At 71.3% G+C, this 15,550-nt stretch carries 14 protein-coding genes; 9 read left to right on the top strand and 5 right to left on the bottom strand.

What is annotated here, in order from left to right; all coding sequences use genetic code 11:
* Window positions 1–63: 63 nt before the first annotated feature.
* A complete protein-coding gene (locus tag AMK11_RS00965; protein ID WP_073721734.1) occupies window positions 64–858 on the top strand; it encodes a methyltransferase domain-containing protein in 795 nt (264 codons plus the stop codon).
* Between the two features lie 361 nt (window positions 859–1,219).
* Here the strand turns inward: AMK11_RS00965 and AMK11_RS00960 are convergent, their stop codons facing one another.
* Window positions 1,220–2,140 carry a carbohydrate kinase family protein gene (locus AMK11_RS00960; protein ID WP_079187146.1) on the bottom strand — a complete coding sequence of 307 codons (921 nt, stop codon included), beginning with the start codon at window positions 2,138–2,140 and terminating at the stop codon, window positions 1,220–1,222.
* Window positions 2,137–3,045 (bottom strand): pseudouridine-5'-phosphate glycosidase, encoded by a 909-nt coding sequence (locus AMK11_RS00955; RefSeq protein WP_073721732.1) that lies wholly within the window; start codon window positions 3,043–3,045, stop codon window positions 2,137–2,139. The genes AMK11_RS00960 and AMK11_RS00955 overlap by 4 nt, the downstream gene beginning before the upstream one ends.
* 157 nt (window positions 3,046–3,202) lie before the next feature.
* On the opposite strand from AMK11_RS00955, the gene AMK11_RS00950 reads away from it, so the two are divergent.
* The gene (locus AMK11_RS00950) at window positions 3,203–3,631 is read left to right on the top strand and encodes a VOC family protein (RefSeq protein WP_073721730.1); all 429 of its coding nucleotides are present in this window, start codon (window positions 3,203–3,205) and stop codon (window positions 3,629–3,631) included.
* Between the two features lie 30 nt (window positions 3,632–3,661).
* Here AMK11_RS00950 and AMK11_RS00945 read toward each other — a convergent pair whose 3' ends face one another.
* Together AMK11_RS00945 and AMK11_RS00940 are read right to left on the bottom strand one after the other, a co-directional pair.
* A complete protein-coding gene (locus AMK11_RS00945) occupies window positions 3,662–4,216 on the bottom strand; it encodes a methylated-DNA--[protein]-cysteine S-methyltransferase (RefSeq protein WP_073721728.1) in 555 nt (184 codons plus the stop codon).
* Between the two features lie 34 nt (window positions 4,217–4,250).
* On the bottom strand, window positions 4,251–5,159 hold the full coding sequence (locus AMK11_RS00940) for a glycerophosphodiester phosphodiesterase (protein ID WP_073721726.1): 909 nt from the start codon (window positions 5,157–5,159) through the stop codon (window positions 4,251–4,253).
* 290 nt (window positions 5,160–5,449) lie between these two features.
* Here AMK11_RS00940 and AMK11_RS00935 point away from each other — a divergent pair, with 290 nt between their 5' ends.
* The 6 genes from AMK11_RS00935 to AMK11_RS00910 all read left to right on the top strand — a co-directional run bounded on the left by AMK11_RS00935 (window position 5,450) and on the right by AMK11_RS00910 (window position 13,889).
* Window positions 5,450–6,328, top strand: coding sequence for an MHYT domain-containing protein (locus tag AMK11_RS00935; RefSeq protein WP_073721724.1), 879 nt, complete (start codon window positions 5,450–5,452; stop codon window positions 6,326–6,328).
* Between the two features lie 40 nt (window positions 6,329–6,368).
* The gene (uvrB, locus tag AMK11_RS00930) at window positions 6,369–8,513 is read left to right on the top strand and encodes an excinuclease ABC subunit UvrB (protein ID WP_073721722.1); all 2,145 of its coding nucleotides are present in this window, start codon (window positions 6,369–6,371) and stop codon (window positions 8,511–8,513) included.
* A 141-nt stretch (window positions 8,514–8,654) separates the two neighbouring features.
* Window positions 8,655–9,233, top strand: a complete 579-nt coding sequence (locus tag AMK11_RS00925) for a TerD family protein (protein WP_073721720.1) — start codon at window positions 8,655–8,657, stop codon at window positions 9,231–9,233.
* Between the two features lie 70 nt (window positions 9,234–9,303).
* The gene (locus AMK11_RS00920; RefSeq protein WP_073721718.1) at window positions 9,304–11,340 is read left to right on the top strand and encodes a TerD family protein; all 2,037 of its coding nucleotides are present in this window, start codon (window positions 9,304–9,306) and stop codon (window positions 11,338–11,340) included.
* A 261-nt stretch (window positions 11,341–11,601) separates the two neighbouring features.
* Window positions 11,602–12,603: a TerC family protein gene (locus tag AMK11_RS00915; RefSeq protein ID WP_079187144.1), complete on the top strand. Its 1,002-nt coding sequence runs from the start codon at window positions 11,602–11,604 to the stop codon at window positions 12,601–12,603.
* A 185-nt stretch (window positions 12,604–12,788) separates the two neighbouring features.
* On the top strand, window positions 12,789–13,889 hold the full coding sequence (locus AMK11_RS00910) for a calcium:proton antiporter (protein WP_073721714.1): 1,101 nt from the start codon (window positions 12,789–12,791) through the stop codon (window positions 13,887–13,889).
* 30 nt (window positions 13,890–13,919) lie between these two features.
* On the opposite strand, the gene AMK11_RS00905 is transcribed toward AMK11_RS00910, so the two are convergent.
* Window positions 13,920–14,966: a S66 family peptidase gene (locus tag AMK11_RS00905; protein ID WP_073721712.1), complete on the bottom strand. Its 1,047-nt coding sequence runs from the start codon at window positions 14,964–14,966 to the stop codon at window positions 13,920–13,922.
* Window positions 14,967–15,070: 104 nt separating this feature from the next.
* Here AMK11_RS00905 and aroQ point away from each other — a divergent pair, with 104 nt between their 5' ends.
* On the top strand, window positions 15,071–15,544 hold the full coding sequence (gene aroQ / locus AMK11_RS00900) for a type II 3-dehydroquinate dehydratase (RefSeq protein ID WP_073721710.1): 474 nt from the start codon (window positions 15,071–15,073) through the stop codon (window positions 15,542–15,544).
* Window positions 15,545–15,550 lie beyond the last annotated feature (6 nt).

The raw sequence follows: 15,550 nt of genomic DNA, 5'->3' as shown, positions 1-15,550 counted from the left end.
TCCTGCTCCGCGGTCGGAGCGTCGACCACTTCGGGCAAGCGGGACAACTGGGATGATCGCCGCATGACGCGAACCGACGGGTACCTCCTCGACAACCGGCAGACCGAGGCGGCGGAGCGTTTCGACGCCTTCGCCACCCTCTTCGACCCCACGACCTTCCGACACCTCCAAGCGCTCGGCGTGGGGCCCGGGTGGCGCTGCTGGGAGGTCGGGGCCGGAGGCACCTCCGTGGTGTCCTGGCTGGCCAAGAGGGTGGGGCCGACCGGCAGGGTCCTCGCCACGGACATCGACACCTCGCGGGTCGCACCGGCCGGTCGCCATCCCGTCGAGGTGCGCGTGCACGACGTGGGCGCGGAGGAACCGCCGGGTGAGGGCTTCGACCTGGTGCACGCCCGACTCGTCCTGGTCCATGTGCCGGACCGCGATCGGGCGTTGCGGTCCATGATCAGGGCCCTGCGGCCGGGTGGCCGGCTCCTGGTCGAGGACGCCGACCCCGCGCTGCAGCCCCTGCTCTGTCCCGACGAGCACGGTCCCGAGCAGCAGTTGGCCAACCGGCTGCGGCACGGCTTCCGCCAGCTGCTGGCCCGTCGCGGGGCCGACCTGTCCTACGGCCGCCGCATCCCGCGTCTGCTCCGGGAGGCAGGGCTGCGCCGCGTGGAGGCCGACGCCTACTTCCCGGTCACCTCGCCCGCGTGCGCCGCTCTGGAGTCCGCGACGGTCCGTCAGGTCCGCGACCAACTGGTCGCCGCGGGTGCGGCCACCCACGACGACATCGACCGGCACCTCGCGAACGTGGCGTCGGGCAGCATGGACCTGGCGATGGCGCCGATGATCTCCGCGTGGGGACGCAAGGCATAGGGGAGCGGACCCGGGCCGGCCGACGGCTGTCGTCGGCCACATGCGACGTGCGCCGTCAACGGGGCCCTCCTGAACGGTTCGGGCGCGCCGGCGGCCCACGGAAGCCACTCGCGAGCCCCTTGCCCGGAGCCGTGCCGTCGGTCCTCAGCCCACCGCTTCCGGAGGTCTGGCCCCTATCCGCTCGACCGCTTTCGCCCTGGTCGGCGGCTGTCGTAGGCCCGTACGACGTGTGCCGCGAGCCGTCAGCGGTCCGTGGGACTCCCGGCCTTCCCGGACGGTGCGGTATGCGCTGGGCACGGGCGCGCCGGCGGCCCACGGAAGCCACTCGCGAGCCCCTTGCCCGAGGCCGTGCCGTCGGTCCTCAGCCCACCGCTCCCGGAGGTCTCGCCCCCACGCGCTCGACCGCCTTCGCCCCGGCTCGGCACCCCGCGGTGGCCGCTTCCTCCGGTGTCGCGCCCGTGAGGAGGGCGGCGAGGAACGCGCCGGTGAAGGCGTCGCCGGCGCCGGTACTGTCCCGTGGCGACGCCGGGACGGCGGGGACCCGCGCGCACACGGTGCCGGACCGGGCGACCAGGGCTCCCTCCGCGCCCTGCTTGACGATCACCAACGGAACGTGCCGGCTCAGCTTCGCCGCGGCGTCGACCGGGTCGGGCAACCCGGTCAGCAGGCACGCCTCGTCACGGCTGGGGAGCAGGATGCCCACTCCCTCGACCAGGTCGAGGAACCGGTCGACGCCCAGCTCGGTGAGGAACCCCGCCGACGCCGGGTCCAGACTCACCGGCACCCCACGCGCGTGCGCGGCGGCCAGGGCGACCGGCACCAGGGCGCGACTCGGCTCCGAGAACAGGAGGTAGCCCGACAGGTGCAGCCGGGCGGCACCGTCGAGCAGCGCGTCCGACCAGTCACCGGGGTCCAGCCGCAGGGACGCCCCGCTGTCCGTCAGGAACGTCCGCTCGGCCGCGGCGCCCGTGTCGACCAGGCAGATCACCGTCCCCGTCGGTGCGCTCGAGTCGACGACCAGATGGGGACGCACGCCGTGGGCCGTCAGCTCCCGCCGGTGCCAGCCCGCCGCGTCCGAACCGACCCGTCCCAGCAGCCGGACGTCCCGGCACCCGGCGTACGCGGCCCAGCAGGCCACGTTGGCACCCGCCCCGCCGGGCAGTCGGCGGATCGCGGCGGCCGTGTCCGTGCCGGCGGTCAACGGTCCCCGGTGCCGGGCGACGACGTCCGTCACCACGTCCCCGACGACCAGCAGCGCGCCGCCCCGTCCCGCCCCGGTCATGCCCCGGCCCAGGCCGCCGCGACGCGTGCCGCCAGCCGCACGTTCCCGCGCACCGCCGCCAGATTGGCCTCCAATGAGGCCCCGTCGGTGTGCCGTACCAGGTGGGCGAGGAGGAAGGGGGTGACCGCCTGGCCCGTGATCCCCTCCGCGTCGCACGCCCGCAGCGCGTCGGCGAGCACCCGCGCGTGGAGCGCGGGATCCAGTTGCTCCTCCTCGGAAACGGGGTTGGCGACCACGAGCGCGGACCGCGGGCCGCGCAGCGAGTCCTGGGCCCGCATGACGGCCGCCACCTGTGCCGGGGTGTCCAGCGTCCAGTCCACCGGGTGTCCCGAGTCGGACAGGTAGAAGCCGGGGAAGCGGTCCGTACCGTATCCGGCGACCGCGACGCCCAGCGTCTCCAGCCGCTGCAGTGTCGCCGGTACGTCCAGGATGGACTTCACCCCCGCGCAGACCACCGTGATCCGGGTGCGGGCCAGCAGGCCCAGGTCGGCGGACTCGTCCTGGGTGGCCGTCCACTCCCGGTGCACGCCGCCGAGACCGCCGGTCGCGAACACCCGCACCCCGGCCAGCTCCGCCAGCAGGGCGGTCGCCGACACGGTGGTCGCTCCGCTCGCGCCGGTGGCCACCGCGAGCGGCAGGTCCCGGTGGCCCAGCTTGCGGATGCCGTCCTCGTTCGCGACCCGCTCCAACTGCTGCTTGTCCAGGCCGACGTGAGGCCGTCCGTCCAGCACGGCGATCGTCGCCGGTACCGCGCCCTCCTCCCTGACCGCCTCCTCCAGTTCCCGTGCCACCCGCAGATTGCGCGGGCGTGGCAACCCGTGCGCGATGATCGTGGACTCCAGGGCCACCACGGGGCGCCGCGCGCCGATCGCCGCCCGTACCTCTTCCGACACCACCAGGGTCACGCGCCCGCCTCCTGTCGTCGGTCCTTCCTCATCCCTGGCGGGCGCGGGAGCGGGCCAAACCCGCACCCGGGCGCGGGCCGGACTTTCCCCGCTCCACGAGCGGCCTCTTGCGGCTCGCCCGGGAGGAAAGGAGTCTGGGCGCATGACGTCTGAGCGCATGACGGACCACACGACACGCCTCGACCACATAGTCCTCTGGGTGCGCGACCCGGTCGCCTCGGCCGGGTTCTACGAGAAGACCCTGGGGACGGAGCCCCTGCGGATCACCGAGTACGCCGCGGGAACCGCGAGCTTTCCCTCCGTGCGCCTCAACGAGGAGACCATCCTCGATCTCGCGCCCCGCTCCATGGCGGACCGGATGCGAATGATCCCCGGCGCCGACACGAGCGCGGGCCACCCCGTCAACCACATCTGCGTCTCCCTGTCACCGCACGACTTCGACGCACTCCGCGCCCGCCTGACGGAGCAGTCCGTTCCGGTGTCCGAGCTGTCGCACGACTCCTACGGCGCACGCGGCCTGGCGAAGCGCAGCTTCTACTTCGGAGATCCGGACGGCAACATCATCGAGGCGCGGCACTACGAGTAGCCCCCGCCCACCAGCACGCCGGGCGGTCGTTCAGAACAGCGGCTCGGGCAGCACACCCTCCAGCGCGAGCAACTGCCGCTTGGTGTCCACGCCGCCCCCGAACCCGCCGATGCCGCCGTCACTCCCGACGACCCGGTGGCACGGCACCACGACCGGCAGCGGATTGGCCCCCATGGCCGTGCCCACCGCCTGAGCGGCGCCCGGCTGGCCGACCCGGCCGGCGAGGTCGCCGTAACCGACGACCGAGCCGTACGGGACGCCGGACGCCAGCGCGCGCAGCACCTCCCGGTTGAAGCCCGAGATCAGCGACCAGTCCAGCGGCAGGTCGAAATCACGACGCCGACCCGCGAAGTAGGCCTCCACCTGCCGTATCGCCTCGGTCAGCAGAGGGGAGCCGGGCGCCTCGACGGGCTCCGTGCCCAGCCGGGCCGCCAGTCTTTCGAGGGCCTTGCCGCGCACGGCGCCGGTGGCGTGGAACACGACGTTGACCAGGCCGTCGCGCGTGGCGGCCAGCAGCAGTGGACCGATGCCGGTGTCGACGACGGTCCACACGATCCGCTGCTCGTACTGCCCATTGCTGTCCATGCGCCCAACGGTAAAGCCGGCCACTGACAACGGGTCACCAACCGGTGAGGAGACCGCCCCGGTCCTCGTCCTCACCCACGGCCTCGCGCACCACGTCGGGTTTGTTGGTGATGATGCCGTCGACGTCGTACCCGGCGACCCGCCGGGCGGTGGCCGCGTCGTCGACCGTCCAGGTGAGGACCTCCAGCGGACGGCCGTGCGGTCCCGTGAACGCGTGGACCGAGGAGACGTAGCTCATGGAGAGCGAGCCGTGCGAGGGGTTGATCTGGTCGGCGAACTCCGCGTACTCGGGCAGGTCCGACACGGACGGCGTGCCGAGGAATCCGGTCTTGACGGCCGGCTTGAGCTCGTGGACGGTCCGGACGCTGTCCGCGCTGAAGCTCTGCACGACCAGCCGGCCCGCCACGTGCCGCCGGTCGAGCCAGCCCTCGTTGGCGAGCACCTTGAGGGTCTGCTCCTCGATGCCCGGGTACAGCTCCGGATTCTTCAGCTCCAGGAGCAGTTTCTGGTGGTTGTCCTCCACCCGCTCCACGTACTGCTCCAGCGTCGGCACGCGCGCGCCCGCGTACTCGGGACCGAACCAGCTCCCCGCGTCCAGCCTGGCGATCTCCGCGGCGGTGAAGTCCTTCACCTTCCACGGAGAGCGGTCGGGGAAGACCTCCTCCACGTCGGTCGTGCGCCGCAGGCTGTCGTCGTGGAGGACCACGAGTTCGCCGTCCCTGGTGCGCTGGACGTCGTTCTCGACCCAGCGGATGCCCAGCTCGGCGGCCCGGTCCACGGCGGCCAGCGTGTTCTCCGGCGCGTACCCCGAAGCGCCCCGGTGGGCGACGACCACGGGCCCGTCGTCCTCACCGCTCTGGGGGGCCCGGGCGTGGGAGAGGGGAGTCAGCAGGGCGACCCCCAGGAACGCGGTGGTCGTCACGGCGACTGCGCGTGCGTACATGCGTGCTCCTCGCGTCGAGCGATCACGGACAGCATCACTGTGACATCAGAGAGTCAACGGAAGAGGGGTGCGGAGTGGCCGCGGGCTGAATGGAGATGCTCAACTCCGCTCACCGGGGCGGCACAAGTGGGGCAGGGCCGTGATTCTTTGCAGGAGAATCGTTCGACCATTCCGGTGGGCGTCATACTCTCTGCCTCGACCCTGGCCGTTCATTCGGCTCTGGGAGGGGGTGTACATCGGGACAATCCGGGGTGTATCCGGGCAGCAGGAACGCGGAAGGGCGGCCGCAGATGCAAGGCACGGTCGACGGATTCAGTTACGGACTGGTCACACCGCTGGTGGCCTACCTCATGGCCTGCCTCGGCGGTGCCCTCGGGCTGCGCTGCACCACCAGATCCCTGCGGGTCACCCGCTCCTGGCGTCCCGGATGGCTCGCCCTCGGCTCGGCGGCGATCGGCTCCGGAATCTGGACCATGCACTTCATCGCGATGATGGGGTTCACGATCGAACACACGCCGGTCCGCTACGACTGGCTGATGACCTTCGCCAGCCTGGCCGTCGCCATCGTCATGGTGGGCGTGGGCGTCTTCATCGTCGGCTACCGGGGGGCGCGGGGAACGGCCCTGTTCACCGGCGGCACCATCACCGGCCTGGGTATCGCCTCGATGCACTACCTGGGCATGGCGGGCATGCGCCTGGACGGGCAGCTGACTTACAACAACTTCACCGTGGCCGTGTCCGTCGTCATAGCCATGGCCGCCGCTACCGCCGCCCTGTGGGCGGCCGGACAGGTCCGGGGCTTCCTGTGGAGCGTCGGAGCCAGCCTCGTCATGGGGCTGGCCGTCACCGGCATGCACTACACCGGCATGGCCGCCCTGGAGGTCCACGTCCACGGTACGTCCGACCCCGGCACCGGCGGGTCGCCCGCCGAACTGCTCGCCCCGATGCTGATCGGCCCCCTCGCCTTCCTCCTCCTCGCCGCCGTGGTGGTGATGTTCGATCCGCTGATGGTCACGGGGAAGCCCGCCGGGGTCCCCGTCGAGCGGAAGCCCGGCATCCCCGCCCACTCCGCGGCCCCGCGCACGGTCCCCCGCCCGGCGCACCGTCCCGCGCTCCGCACCCGCCGCCCCCTCGCGCACCGCCGCTCCCGCACCCCGCAGAACCGCTGATCCGGGCCGGTTGTCAGTGGGTGGCCGTACCGTGGAACCCATGCGGCCCGTTTCCCAGATCGAACGCACGGTGGCGCCCTTCGAGGTCGTCAGCCCCTACCAGCCCAACGGCGACCAGCCGGCGGCCATCGCCGAGCTGGCGCGGCGTGTCCAGGCGGGCGAGAAGGACGTCGTCCTGCTCGGCGCCACCGGCACCGGCAAGTCCGCCACCACCGCGTGGATGATCGAGAAGCTCCAGCGCCCCACCCTCGTGATGGCGCCGAACAAGACCCTGGCCGCCCAGCTGGCGAACGAGTTCCGCGAGCTCCTGCCGAACAACGCCGTCGAATACTTCGTCTCGTACTACGACTACTACCAGCCCGAGGCCTACGTCCCCCAGTCGGACACCTACATCGAGAAGGACTCCTCGATCAACGAGGAGGTGGAGCGGCTGCGCCACTCCGCGACCAACTCGCTGCTCACCCGCCGTGACGTCGTCGTGGTCGCCTCCGTCTCCTGCATCTACGGCCTCGGCACCCCGCAGGAGTACGTGGACCGCATGGTCCCCCTCCGGGTCGGCGAGGAGTACGACCGGGACGAGCTGCTGCGCCGCTTCGTGGACATCCAGTACACGCGCAACGACATGGCCTTCACCCGCGGCACCTTCCGGGTGCGCGGCGACACCATCGAGATCTTCCCGGTCTACGAGGAGCTCGCCGTCCGCATCGAGATGTTCGGCGACGAGATCGAGGCCCTGTCCACCCTCCACCCGGTCACCGGCGAGATCATCAGCGACGACCAGCAGCTCTACGTCTTCCCGGCCTCCCACTACGTCGCGGGCCCCGAGCGCCTGGAGCGGGCCGTCAACGACATCGAGAAGGAGCTCGCCGAGCGCCTGACCGAGCTGGAGAAGCAGGGCAGGCTCCTGGAGGCGCAGCGGCTGCGGATGCGCACCACGTACGACATCGAGATGCTCCGCCAGATCGGCTCCTGCTCCGGCGTGGAGAACTACTCGATGCACTTCGACGGCCGCTCGCCCGGCTCCCCGCCGAACACCCTGCTGGACTACTTCCCGGACGACTTCCTCCTCGTCATCGACGAGTCGCACGTCACCGTGCCGCAGATCGGCGCCATGTACGAGGGCGACGCCTCCCGCAAGCGGACCCTGGTCGACCACGGCTTCCGGCTGCCCTCCGCCCTCGACAACCGCCCGCTGAAGTGGGAGGAGTTCCAGGAGCGCATCGGGCAGACCGTGTACCTGTCGGCCACCCCGGGCGCCTACGAGCTCTCCCGTTCGGACGGCGCCGTCGAGCAGATCATCCGCCCCACGGGCCTCGTCGACCCGGAGGTCGTCGTCAAGCCCACCGAGGGCCAGATCGACGACCTGGTGCACGAGATCCGCACGCGGACCGAGAAGGACGAGCGCGTCCTGGTCACCACGCTCACCAAGAAGATGGCCGAGGACCTCACCGACTACTTCCTGGAGCTCGGCATCCAGGTCCGCTACCTGCACAGCGACGTCGACACCCTGCGCCGCGTCGAGCTGCTGCGTGAGCTGCGCGCCGGCGAGTACGACGTCCTGGTCGGCATCAACCTGCTCAGGGAGGGCCTCGACCTGCCGGAGGTCTCCCTGGTGGCGATCCTGGACGCCGACAAGGAGGGCTTCCTGCGCTCCGGCACCTCGTTGATCCAGACCATCGGCCGTGCCGCGCGCAATGTGTCGGGCCAGGTCCACATGTACGCCGACAAGATCACGCCGGCGATGGAGAAGGCGATCGACGAGACCAACCGCCGCCGCGAGAAGCAGGTCGCGTTCAACCAGGCGAACGGTATCGACCCGCAGCCCCTCCGCAAGAAGATCAACGACATCGTCGCGCAGATCGCCCGCGAGGACATCGACACCGAGCAACTGCTCGGCTCGGGCTATCGGCAGGTCAAGGAGGGCAAGGGAGCCAAGGCCCCCGTCCCCTCCCTCGGCGGCGAGGCGGCAACCGGCGGCAAGGCGGCCAAGGGCAGGGGGAAGGCCAAGGAGACGCCGGTGACCGACCGTCCGGCGGCCGAGCTGGCCGCACAGATCGAGGACCTCACCACCCGTATGCGGGCCGCCGCCGCGGACCTCCAGTTCGAGATCGCGGCCCGGCTGCGCGACGAGGTCTCCGAGATGAAGAAGGAGCTGCGCCAGATGAAGGAGGCAGGCCTGGCCTGACGGCCCACCCGGGCACGCACTGTGTTGCAAGACCGACACAAAGTGCGGTCCTGGGTGGGGCGCTGTCAGTGCCCCTGCGTAGGGTTCTGGTCAACCGCGGGCGCCGCGGCAACAGGGGACAGCTCGAGAGGGGATCAGCGCGTGACCGTCAATATGACCAAGGGTCAGGCCATCAGTCTGCAGAAGGACGACGGCGGCAGCCTGACGTCGGTGCGCATGGGTCTCGGCTGGCAGGCGGCTCCCCGGCGCGGCCTGTTCGGTTCCCGCACGCGGGAGATCGACCTGGACGCCTCCGCCGTCCTGTTCGCGGACAAGCAGCCCGTGGACGTCGTCTTCTTCCGCCACCTCGTGAGCGACGACGGCTCGGTGCGCCACACCGGGGACAACCTCGTCGGCGGCGTCGGCCAGGGCGGTGACGACGAGGCGATCCTCGTCGACCTGCAGCGCGTTCCGGTCCACATCGACCAGATCGTCTTCACCGTGAACTCCTTCACGGGCCAGACCTTCCAGGAAGTGCAGAACGCGTTCTGCCGCCTGGTCGACGAGACCAACGGGCAGGAGCTCGCCCGCTACACGCTGGCCGGCGGCGGCGCCTTCACGGCCCAGATCATGGCGAAGGTGCACCGGGTGGGGCAGGGCTGGTCGATGACCGCCATCGGCTCCCCGGCCAACGGCCGCACCTTCCAGGACCTGATGCCGGCGATCCTGCCGGTCCTGTAACGGACGCAGCACGGGCGCCGCGCGTGACACAGACGCACGAGTGAGCACGAGTGACACAGGGGGAAAGGCGATGACGGCCGAGCTGACGCGGGGACAGAACCACCCGCTTCCCCGGGCTCGCCTGGAGATCCGGGTCTCGGCCGGCACGCCGGTCGTGGCAGGAGCCACGCTCGGCGACGAGAACGGCGAGGTCCACGGCGTCGAACGGGTGGCACACCCGGGCACGCCCACCCTGCCGGGGCTGGAGGTCTCCCGGCAGGCCGCCGCCGACCACCGCCTCGCGGTCGACCTGGACGCGGTGCCGGACGCCGTGCACCGTGTCAGCGTGCTGCTCGCCCTGCCCGACGGCGGCCAGGGACCTGCCCGCTTCGGAGCCGTGGCCGCCCCCTTCGTCGCCGTCACGGGCCTCGACGGCGACGAGGTCGCCAGTTACACCCTCACCGGCCTGGAGGCCGAGTCGGCCGTCGTCGCGCTGGAGCTCTACCGACGCCAGGGCGCCTGGAAGGTGCGCGCCGTCGGCCAGGGCTACGCGGGCGGGCTCGCCGAGCTGTTCACCGACCAGAACCTGCCCGAGGCCCACCGCCTCGCCGGCGACATCCAGGACGCGGTGGCCCGCGGTCTGGCCCGTTCCGTGCCGGCACCCCCGCCCCGCATGCCCGACGGGGACCGCTCCCGGCCCGCCACCGCCTCGGCGCACGATCCCGGCACGGCCGCGGCCCACGGCGCCACCGGCGGCGTGCCACCCACGCCGCAGACCGACCCCCAAGGCCCGCCGGCACGACAGACGCCCGCGGCCCCGGGACAGCACGCCACGCCACAGCCGTACCCGGGCACCACGGCGGATCCCTCCGCGACCCGCCAGCAGTCCGCGGCCACCGGCGGTGGCCCGATCGACTACAGCCACCCCCGCCGGCAGCACGGCGCTCCGCCCCCGCCTCCGCCGGCCGCGCCGCCGCCCGCACCCGGGCAGCCCGCACCACCAGTCGCGGGTGACGCCACCGGCTGGTCCATGGAGGAGCGGCTCTACAACCAGGTCTGGGGCATGTTCGAGGACCTGGCCCGCACGACTGCCGCCTACCGCAGCGCCGTGGACTTCGCGGACTCACGCATGGAGAAGGAGCTCGACCAGGTCCTTTCCGACCCGCGCAACCGGATCGGCGGTCAGGGCGACGCCGCCCGGGACGCGGCCCGCGCCCGGCACGAGCAGCTCGTGACACAGGCCGGGGAGGCCCTGGACCGGGACGTGGCCCAGCTCGCGGCCGAGGCAGAGGTCGTCGAGCCGGCCCTGCCGACGGCCTACGCGCGCTGGGACAGCCCCGTCTGGCACGCCTACCGCGTGCCCATGGAGATCCCCATGGCCGTCAGGCTGGGCGACCTCCATCTGTCCGAGGCGGACCGCATACGCATTCCGATGCTGGTCCGGCTGCCGCTGGAGCGCGGCCTGTGGATCGACAGCGGACGTGCGGCCTCGCTGGACGGCTCGTACACCGACCCGCACGAGACGCGGCGCCTGGGTCTGGAGACCGCGGTCGCACACGCGGCCCGGCTGCTCGCCGTCTACCCGGCGGGCGAGTTCACCGTGCACGTCGTCGACCCGGCCGGATCGGGGACGCAGCCGCTGGCACCCCTGGTGCAGTCCGGGGTGCTCGACGCCCCGCCGGCCCTGGGCGCCGCCGGGACCGCGGACGTGCTCGCGCGCCTGACCCAGCGCGTCGACCTGGTGCAGATGGCGTTGCGCGGCGGCGCTCCCGACGCGCTCCCGCCCGGTCTGGACACCTCCCAGCAGCTCCTGATCGTCAACGAATTCCCGCACGGCTTCGACGACCGGGCGGTGAACCAGCTGCGCTACCTCGCCGACGAGGGACCGGCCGTCGGCGTCCACCTGATGCTGGTCGCCGACCGTGAGGACTCCGCCGGGTACGGACCGCTGCTCGACCCGCTGTGGCGTTCGCTGCTCCGGCTGACGCCCGTCGCCGACGACCACCTCGCCGACCCGTGGGTGGGGCACGCCTGGACGTACGAGCCCTCGCTCGTCCCGCCCGGCAGCCAGGTGCTCCGGCAGGTGCTCGGCCAGGTCGCCGCAGCCCGCCGTTCGTGGCCTAGGTAAAGGGTTCTGAGCTGCCCTTTTGGGCTTTATTTGCGAATCTCTTTACCTTCCCTTGGGGAATGGGGTACTGTCGTCCGTACGGAGGGGAGTACTCCCTGCCAACTACTGCGGCGTACCCGTCAATACGGATCAGGCCAGATCCCGGGGCGTCGGCCCGTGGGTTCCGGACGCGTCACGCGTCCCGGGCACCCGGGGTGGAAGAGACCTCCGGCAGCGACGACGCTGACATCTGCCGTGTGACGTACTGCCGGAGGCGTAGTAGTGGAAGTTTCCATGACCCTGTGGGTCCTGACCGTGGTGGGCCTCGCCCTCCTGATCGGGGCCGACTTCTTCATCGGCCGCAAGCCGCACGACGTATCGATCAAGGAAGCCGGCATCTGGACGGCCGTCTGGATCGCCCTGGCGGGCCTCTTCGGAGTCGGCTTGCTCATCTTCGGCGGCGGCCAGCCCGCCGGCGAGTTCTTCGCGGGCTTCATCACCGAGAAGTCCCTGAGCGTGGACAACCTCTTCGTCTTCATCCTGATCATGGCGAAGTTCGCGGTGCCCTCGCAGTACCAGCAGCGAGTGCTCCTCATCGGTGTCCTCATAGCCCTGGTCCTCAGGGCCGTCTTCATCGCGGCGGGTGCCGCGATCATCGCCAACTTCGCCTGGGTCTTCTACATCTTCGGCGCCTTCCTCATCTACACGGCCTGGAAGCTCATCCAGGAGGCCCGTGCCGACGAGGAGGACGAGGAGTTCGAGGAGAACAAGCTGCTCAAGGCGGCCGAGCGCCGCTTCGGTGTCGCCGACCGCTACCACGGCACCAAGCTGTGGATCGAGGAGAACGGCAAGCGCGTCATGACCCCGATGCTGGTCGTGATGCTCGCGATCGGCACCACCGACGTGCTCTTCGCACTCGACTCCATCCCGGCGATCTTCGGCCTGACCCAGGACCCGTACATCGTGTTCACGGCCAACGCGTTCGCCCTGATGGGTCTGCGACAGCTGTACTTCCTCCTCGGCGGTCTGCTGAGGAAGCTGGTGCACCTCTCCTACGGCCTGTCGGTCATCCTGGGCTTCATCGGCGTCAAGCTGGTGCTGCACGCCCTGCACGAGTCCGGGGTCCACGTCCCCGAGATCAGCATCCCGGTCTCGCTCGGCGTGATCTGCTCCGTCCTGATCGTCACCACGATCACCAGCCTGCGAGCCTCCAAGAAGCAGGCCGAGGCGGAGGCCGCGGAGAGCAAGAGCGACGACGCCCCGAAGGACAGCATCGAGGCCTGACCGGAAACACCCGCCTCACCACGGGCGGGAGTGACCACCGAAAGCGGCGGGCGGCGAGGAGCCGCCCGCCGCTCTTCCGTCAGGGCCGTGAGGAGCCCTCGAAGCTGCTGTGGTCGGCCCGGCTCGTTGGCCCGGTCCGCGTCACAGCGCATGCCGGGGCCGTCGCCCTCTGCGACGATCGCGTCATGATCACTCGTCCCAGGGAGTTCCTCACCCAATGGACGGCCGTCACGCCCGTGGTCGCGGTCGTACTGCTGGTCTTTACCTGGGGACGCGATCTGCCCGGGGCCGTCGTCGCCCTGCTGACGATCGTCCTCGCCGTCTCCGTCCTCGCCGCCGTCCATCACGCAGAGGTGGTCGCCCACCGGGTCGGTGAGCCCTTCGGGTCCCTGGTCCTCGCCGTCGCCGTCACGGTCATCGAGGTCGCGCTCATCGTGACCCTGATGGCCGACGGCGGAGACAAGAGCGCGTCCCTGGCCAGGGACACCGTCTTCGCGGCCGTGATGATCACCTGCAACGGTGTGGTCGGCCTCAGCCTCCTGGTCGCCTCCCTGCGGCACGGCACCGCGGTCTTCAACCCGGAGGGCACCGGCGCCGCCCTCGCGACCGTCGCGACCCTGGCCACGCTCAGTCTGGTGCTGCCGACGTTCACCACGAGTGCGCCCGGCCCCGAGTTCTCCACCGTGCAGCTGACCTTCGCGGCGCTCTCCTCACTCGTCCTCTACGGCCTGTTCATCGCGACCCTGACCGTGCGGCACCGCGACTACTTCCTGCCGATCACCCGGCAGGGCGAGGTGATCACCGTCGAGAACCACGCCCACGCGCCGTCCGCCCGCACCGCGCTGATCAGCCTGGTGCTGCTCGCCCTGGCTCTGATCGGCGTGGTCGGCCTGGCCAAAGGGGTGTCGCCCACCATCGAGGACGGGGTGGAGGCCGCCGGGCTGCACCACGCCGTCGTCGGCGTCGTCATCGCCCTGCTCGTCCTGCTCCCCGAGACCATCGCCGCGGTGCGCTCCGCGCGCCGCGACCGGGTGCAGACCAGCCTGAACCTGGCCCTCGGTTCGGCCATGGCCAGCATCGGCCTGACCATCCCGGCCGTCGCCCTCGCCTCCCTGTGGCTCTCCGGGCCGCTGGTCCTCGGGCTCGGAGCGGTCCACATGGTGCTGCTCGCCCTGACCGTGGTGGTGGCCTCGCTGACGGTCGTCCCGGGCCGTGCCACGCCCTTGCAGGGAGGCGTCCACCTGGTGCTGTTCGCGGCGTACCTGGAGTTGGCGATTAATCCCTAGCACCGGCCGGTCCCCAGAACGCGGGGAGCGTCAGTACGTGACGGTGATGCGCCGCGCGGGCCCGTCGACCCGCACGGTCCCCCCGTACGGGACGACGACCTGCGGATCGGTGTGGCCGAAGTCCACGTCGAAGACGATCGTGGCCTCGGGGGCGTAGACCCGCATCGCCCGCAGCACCGCCTCGCGCTGCTGAGCCGCGTACCGTTCGCCCTCCTCGGGGCTGTTGGGGCGTTCGAAGGACCAGGTCTTCGGGCGGGCCATCAAGAGCGCGGAGAAGCGGCCGAGCAGCCCGCGCTCGCCCATGTTGCGCAGGGTGCGGAAGACCTCCGTCGCGCTCGGCATCTCCTCCGAGGTCTCCAGGAGCAGCACGCCGCCCTCGTACTCCGCCGGGTCGCGGGCGATCTCCCGGTCGGCCATCAGCAGCCAGGCCAGGATCTCCAGGCAGCCGCCCCAGGTCCGTCCCTCGACCACCCGGCCGGCGTTCACCCAGGACCAGCCCGAACCGGGCCGCATCGACGGCTCCGCCTCGAAGGTGGCCGGGTCGGCCCAGTCGCGGTTGACGTCGTTGACGTGCTCGGCGGGCCGAAACTCGTACGGGCCGGAGGTGAAAAGCGCCGCGCGCAGCGAGTCGGCGGTCTGCGGGTGCATGGCGACGGGACGTCCCAGCTCCACCATGACGCTCGCGCCGTGGTAACCGACGATGCCCGTGTTGCGCAGGTAGGCGAGCAGGTTGGTGTTGTCGCTCAAGCCGAAAAAGGGCTTCGGGTTGGCCCGGATCAGTTCCCGGTCCAGCAGTGGCAGGACGGTGATCTGGTCGTCACCGCCGATCGACGCGATGACGGCCTTGATCTCCGGATCGGCGAAGGCGGCGTGGACGTCGGCGGCCCGCTCGGCCGGCGTCGAACCCATCCTCCGCGTCGCCGGATACTCGACGGGCTCCAGACCGAACTCCTTGCGCAGCCGCTCCAGGCCCAGCTCGTAGGGGAGCGGGAAGAGCCCCGGCAGCCCGGAGGAGGGCGATATCACCGCGACGCGGTCGCCGGGCGACGGCTTGGGCGGATACTCGATCATCGTCATGGACGGAGGGTAGGGCCGGCCGGGCAGCCGGCGCACCGTGATAAACCGGGGTCCGAGCGGCGGCCCGTACGGGGACCGCCGCACCCGAACGGACCGGAGGAACCGTGCCCCGCACCCTGGCCAACGCCCCGATCATGATCCTCAACGGCCCCAACCTGAACCTGCTGGGCCAGCGCCAGCCGGAGATCTACGGCTCCGACACCCTCGCCGACGTCGAGGCGCGGTGCGTGAAGGCGGCGGCGGCACACGGCGGCACGGTGGACTTCCGGCAGTCCAACCACGAGGGCGAACTGGTCGACTGGATCCACGAGGCCCGGCTGAACCACTGCGGGATCGTGATCAATCCCGCAGCCTACTCGCACACCTCCGTCGCGATCCTGGATGCGCTCAACACCTGCGACGGCCTGCCGGTGGTGGAGGTCCACATCTCCAACATTCACCAGCGTGAGTCGTTCCGGCACCACTCCTACGTGTCGCAGCGCGCGGACGGGGTGATCGCGGGGTGCGGTGTGCAGGGGTACGTGTTCGGTGTGGAGCGGATCGCGGTGCTGGCCGGGGCGGGAACGGCCCGGGCCTGAGGCGCC

This window comes from Streptomyces sp. CB02414 (assembly GCF_001905385.1).
GTDB lineage: Bacteria > Actinomycetota > Actinomycetes > Streptomycetales > Streptomycetaceae > Streptomyces.
This window is presented reverse-complemented; position numbering and strand designations above follow the sequence as displayed.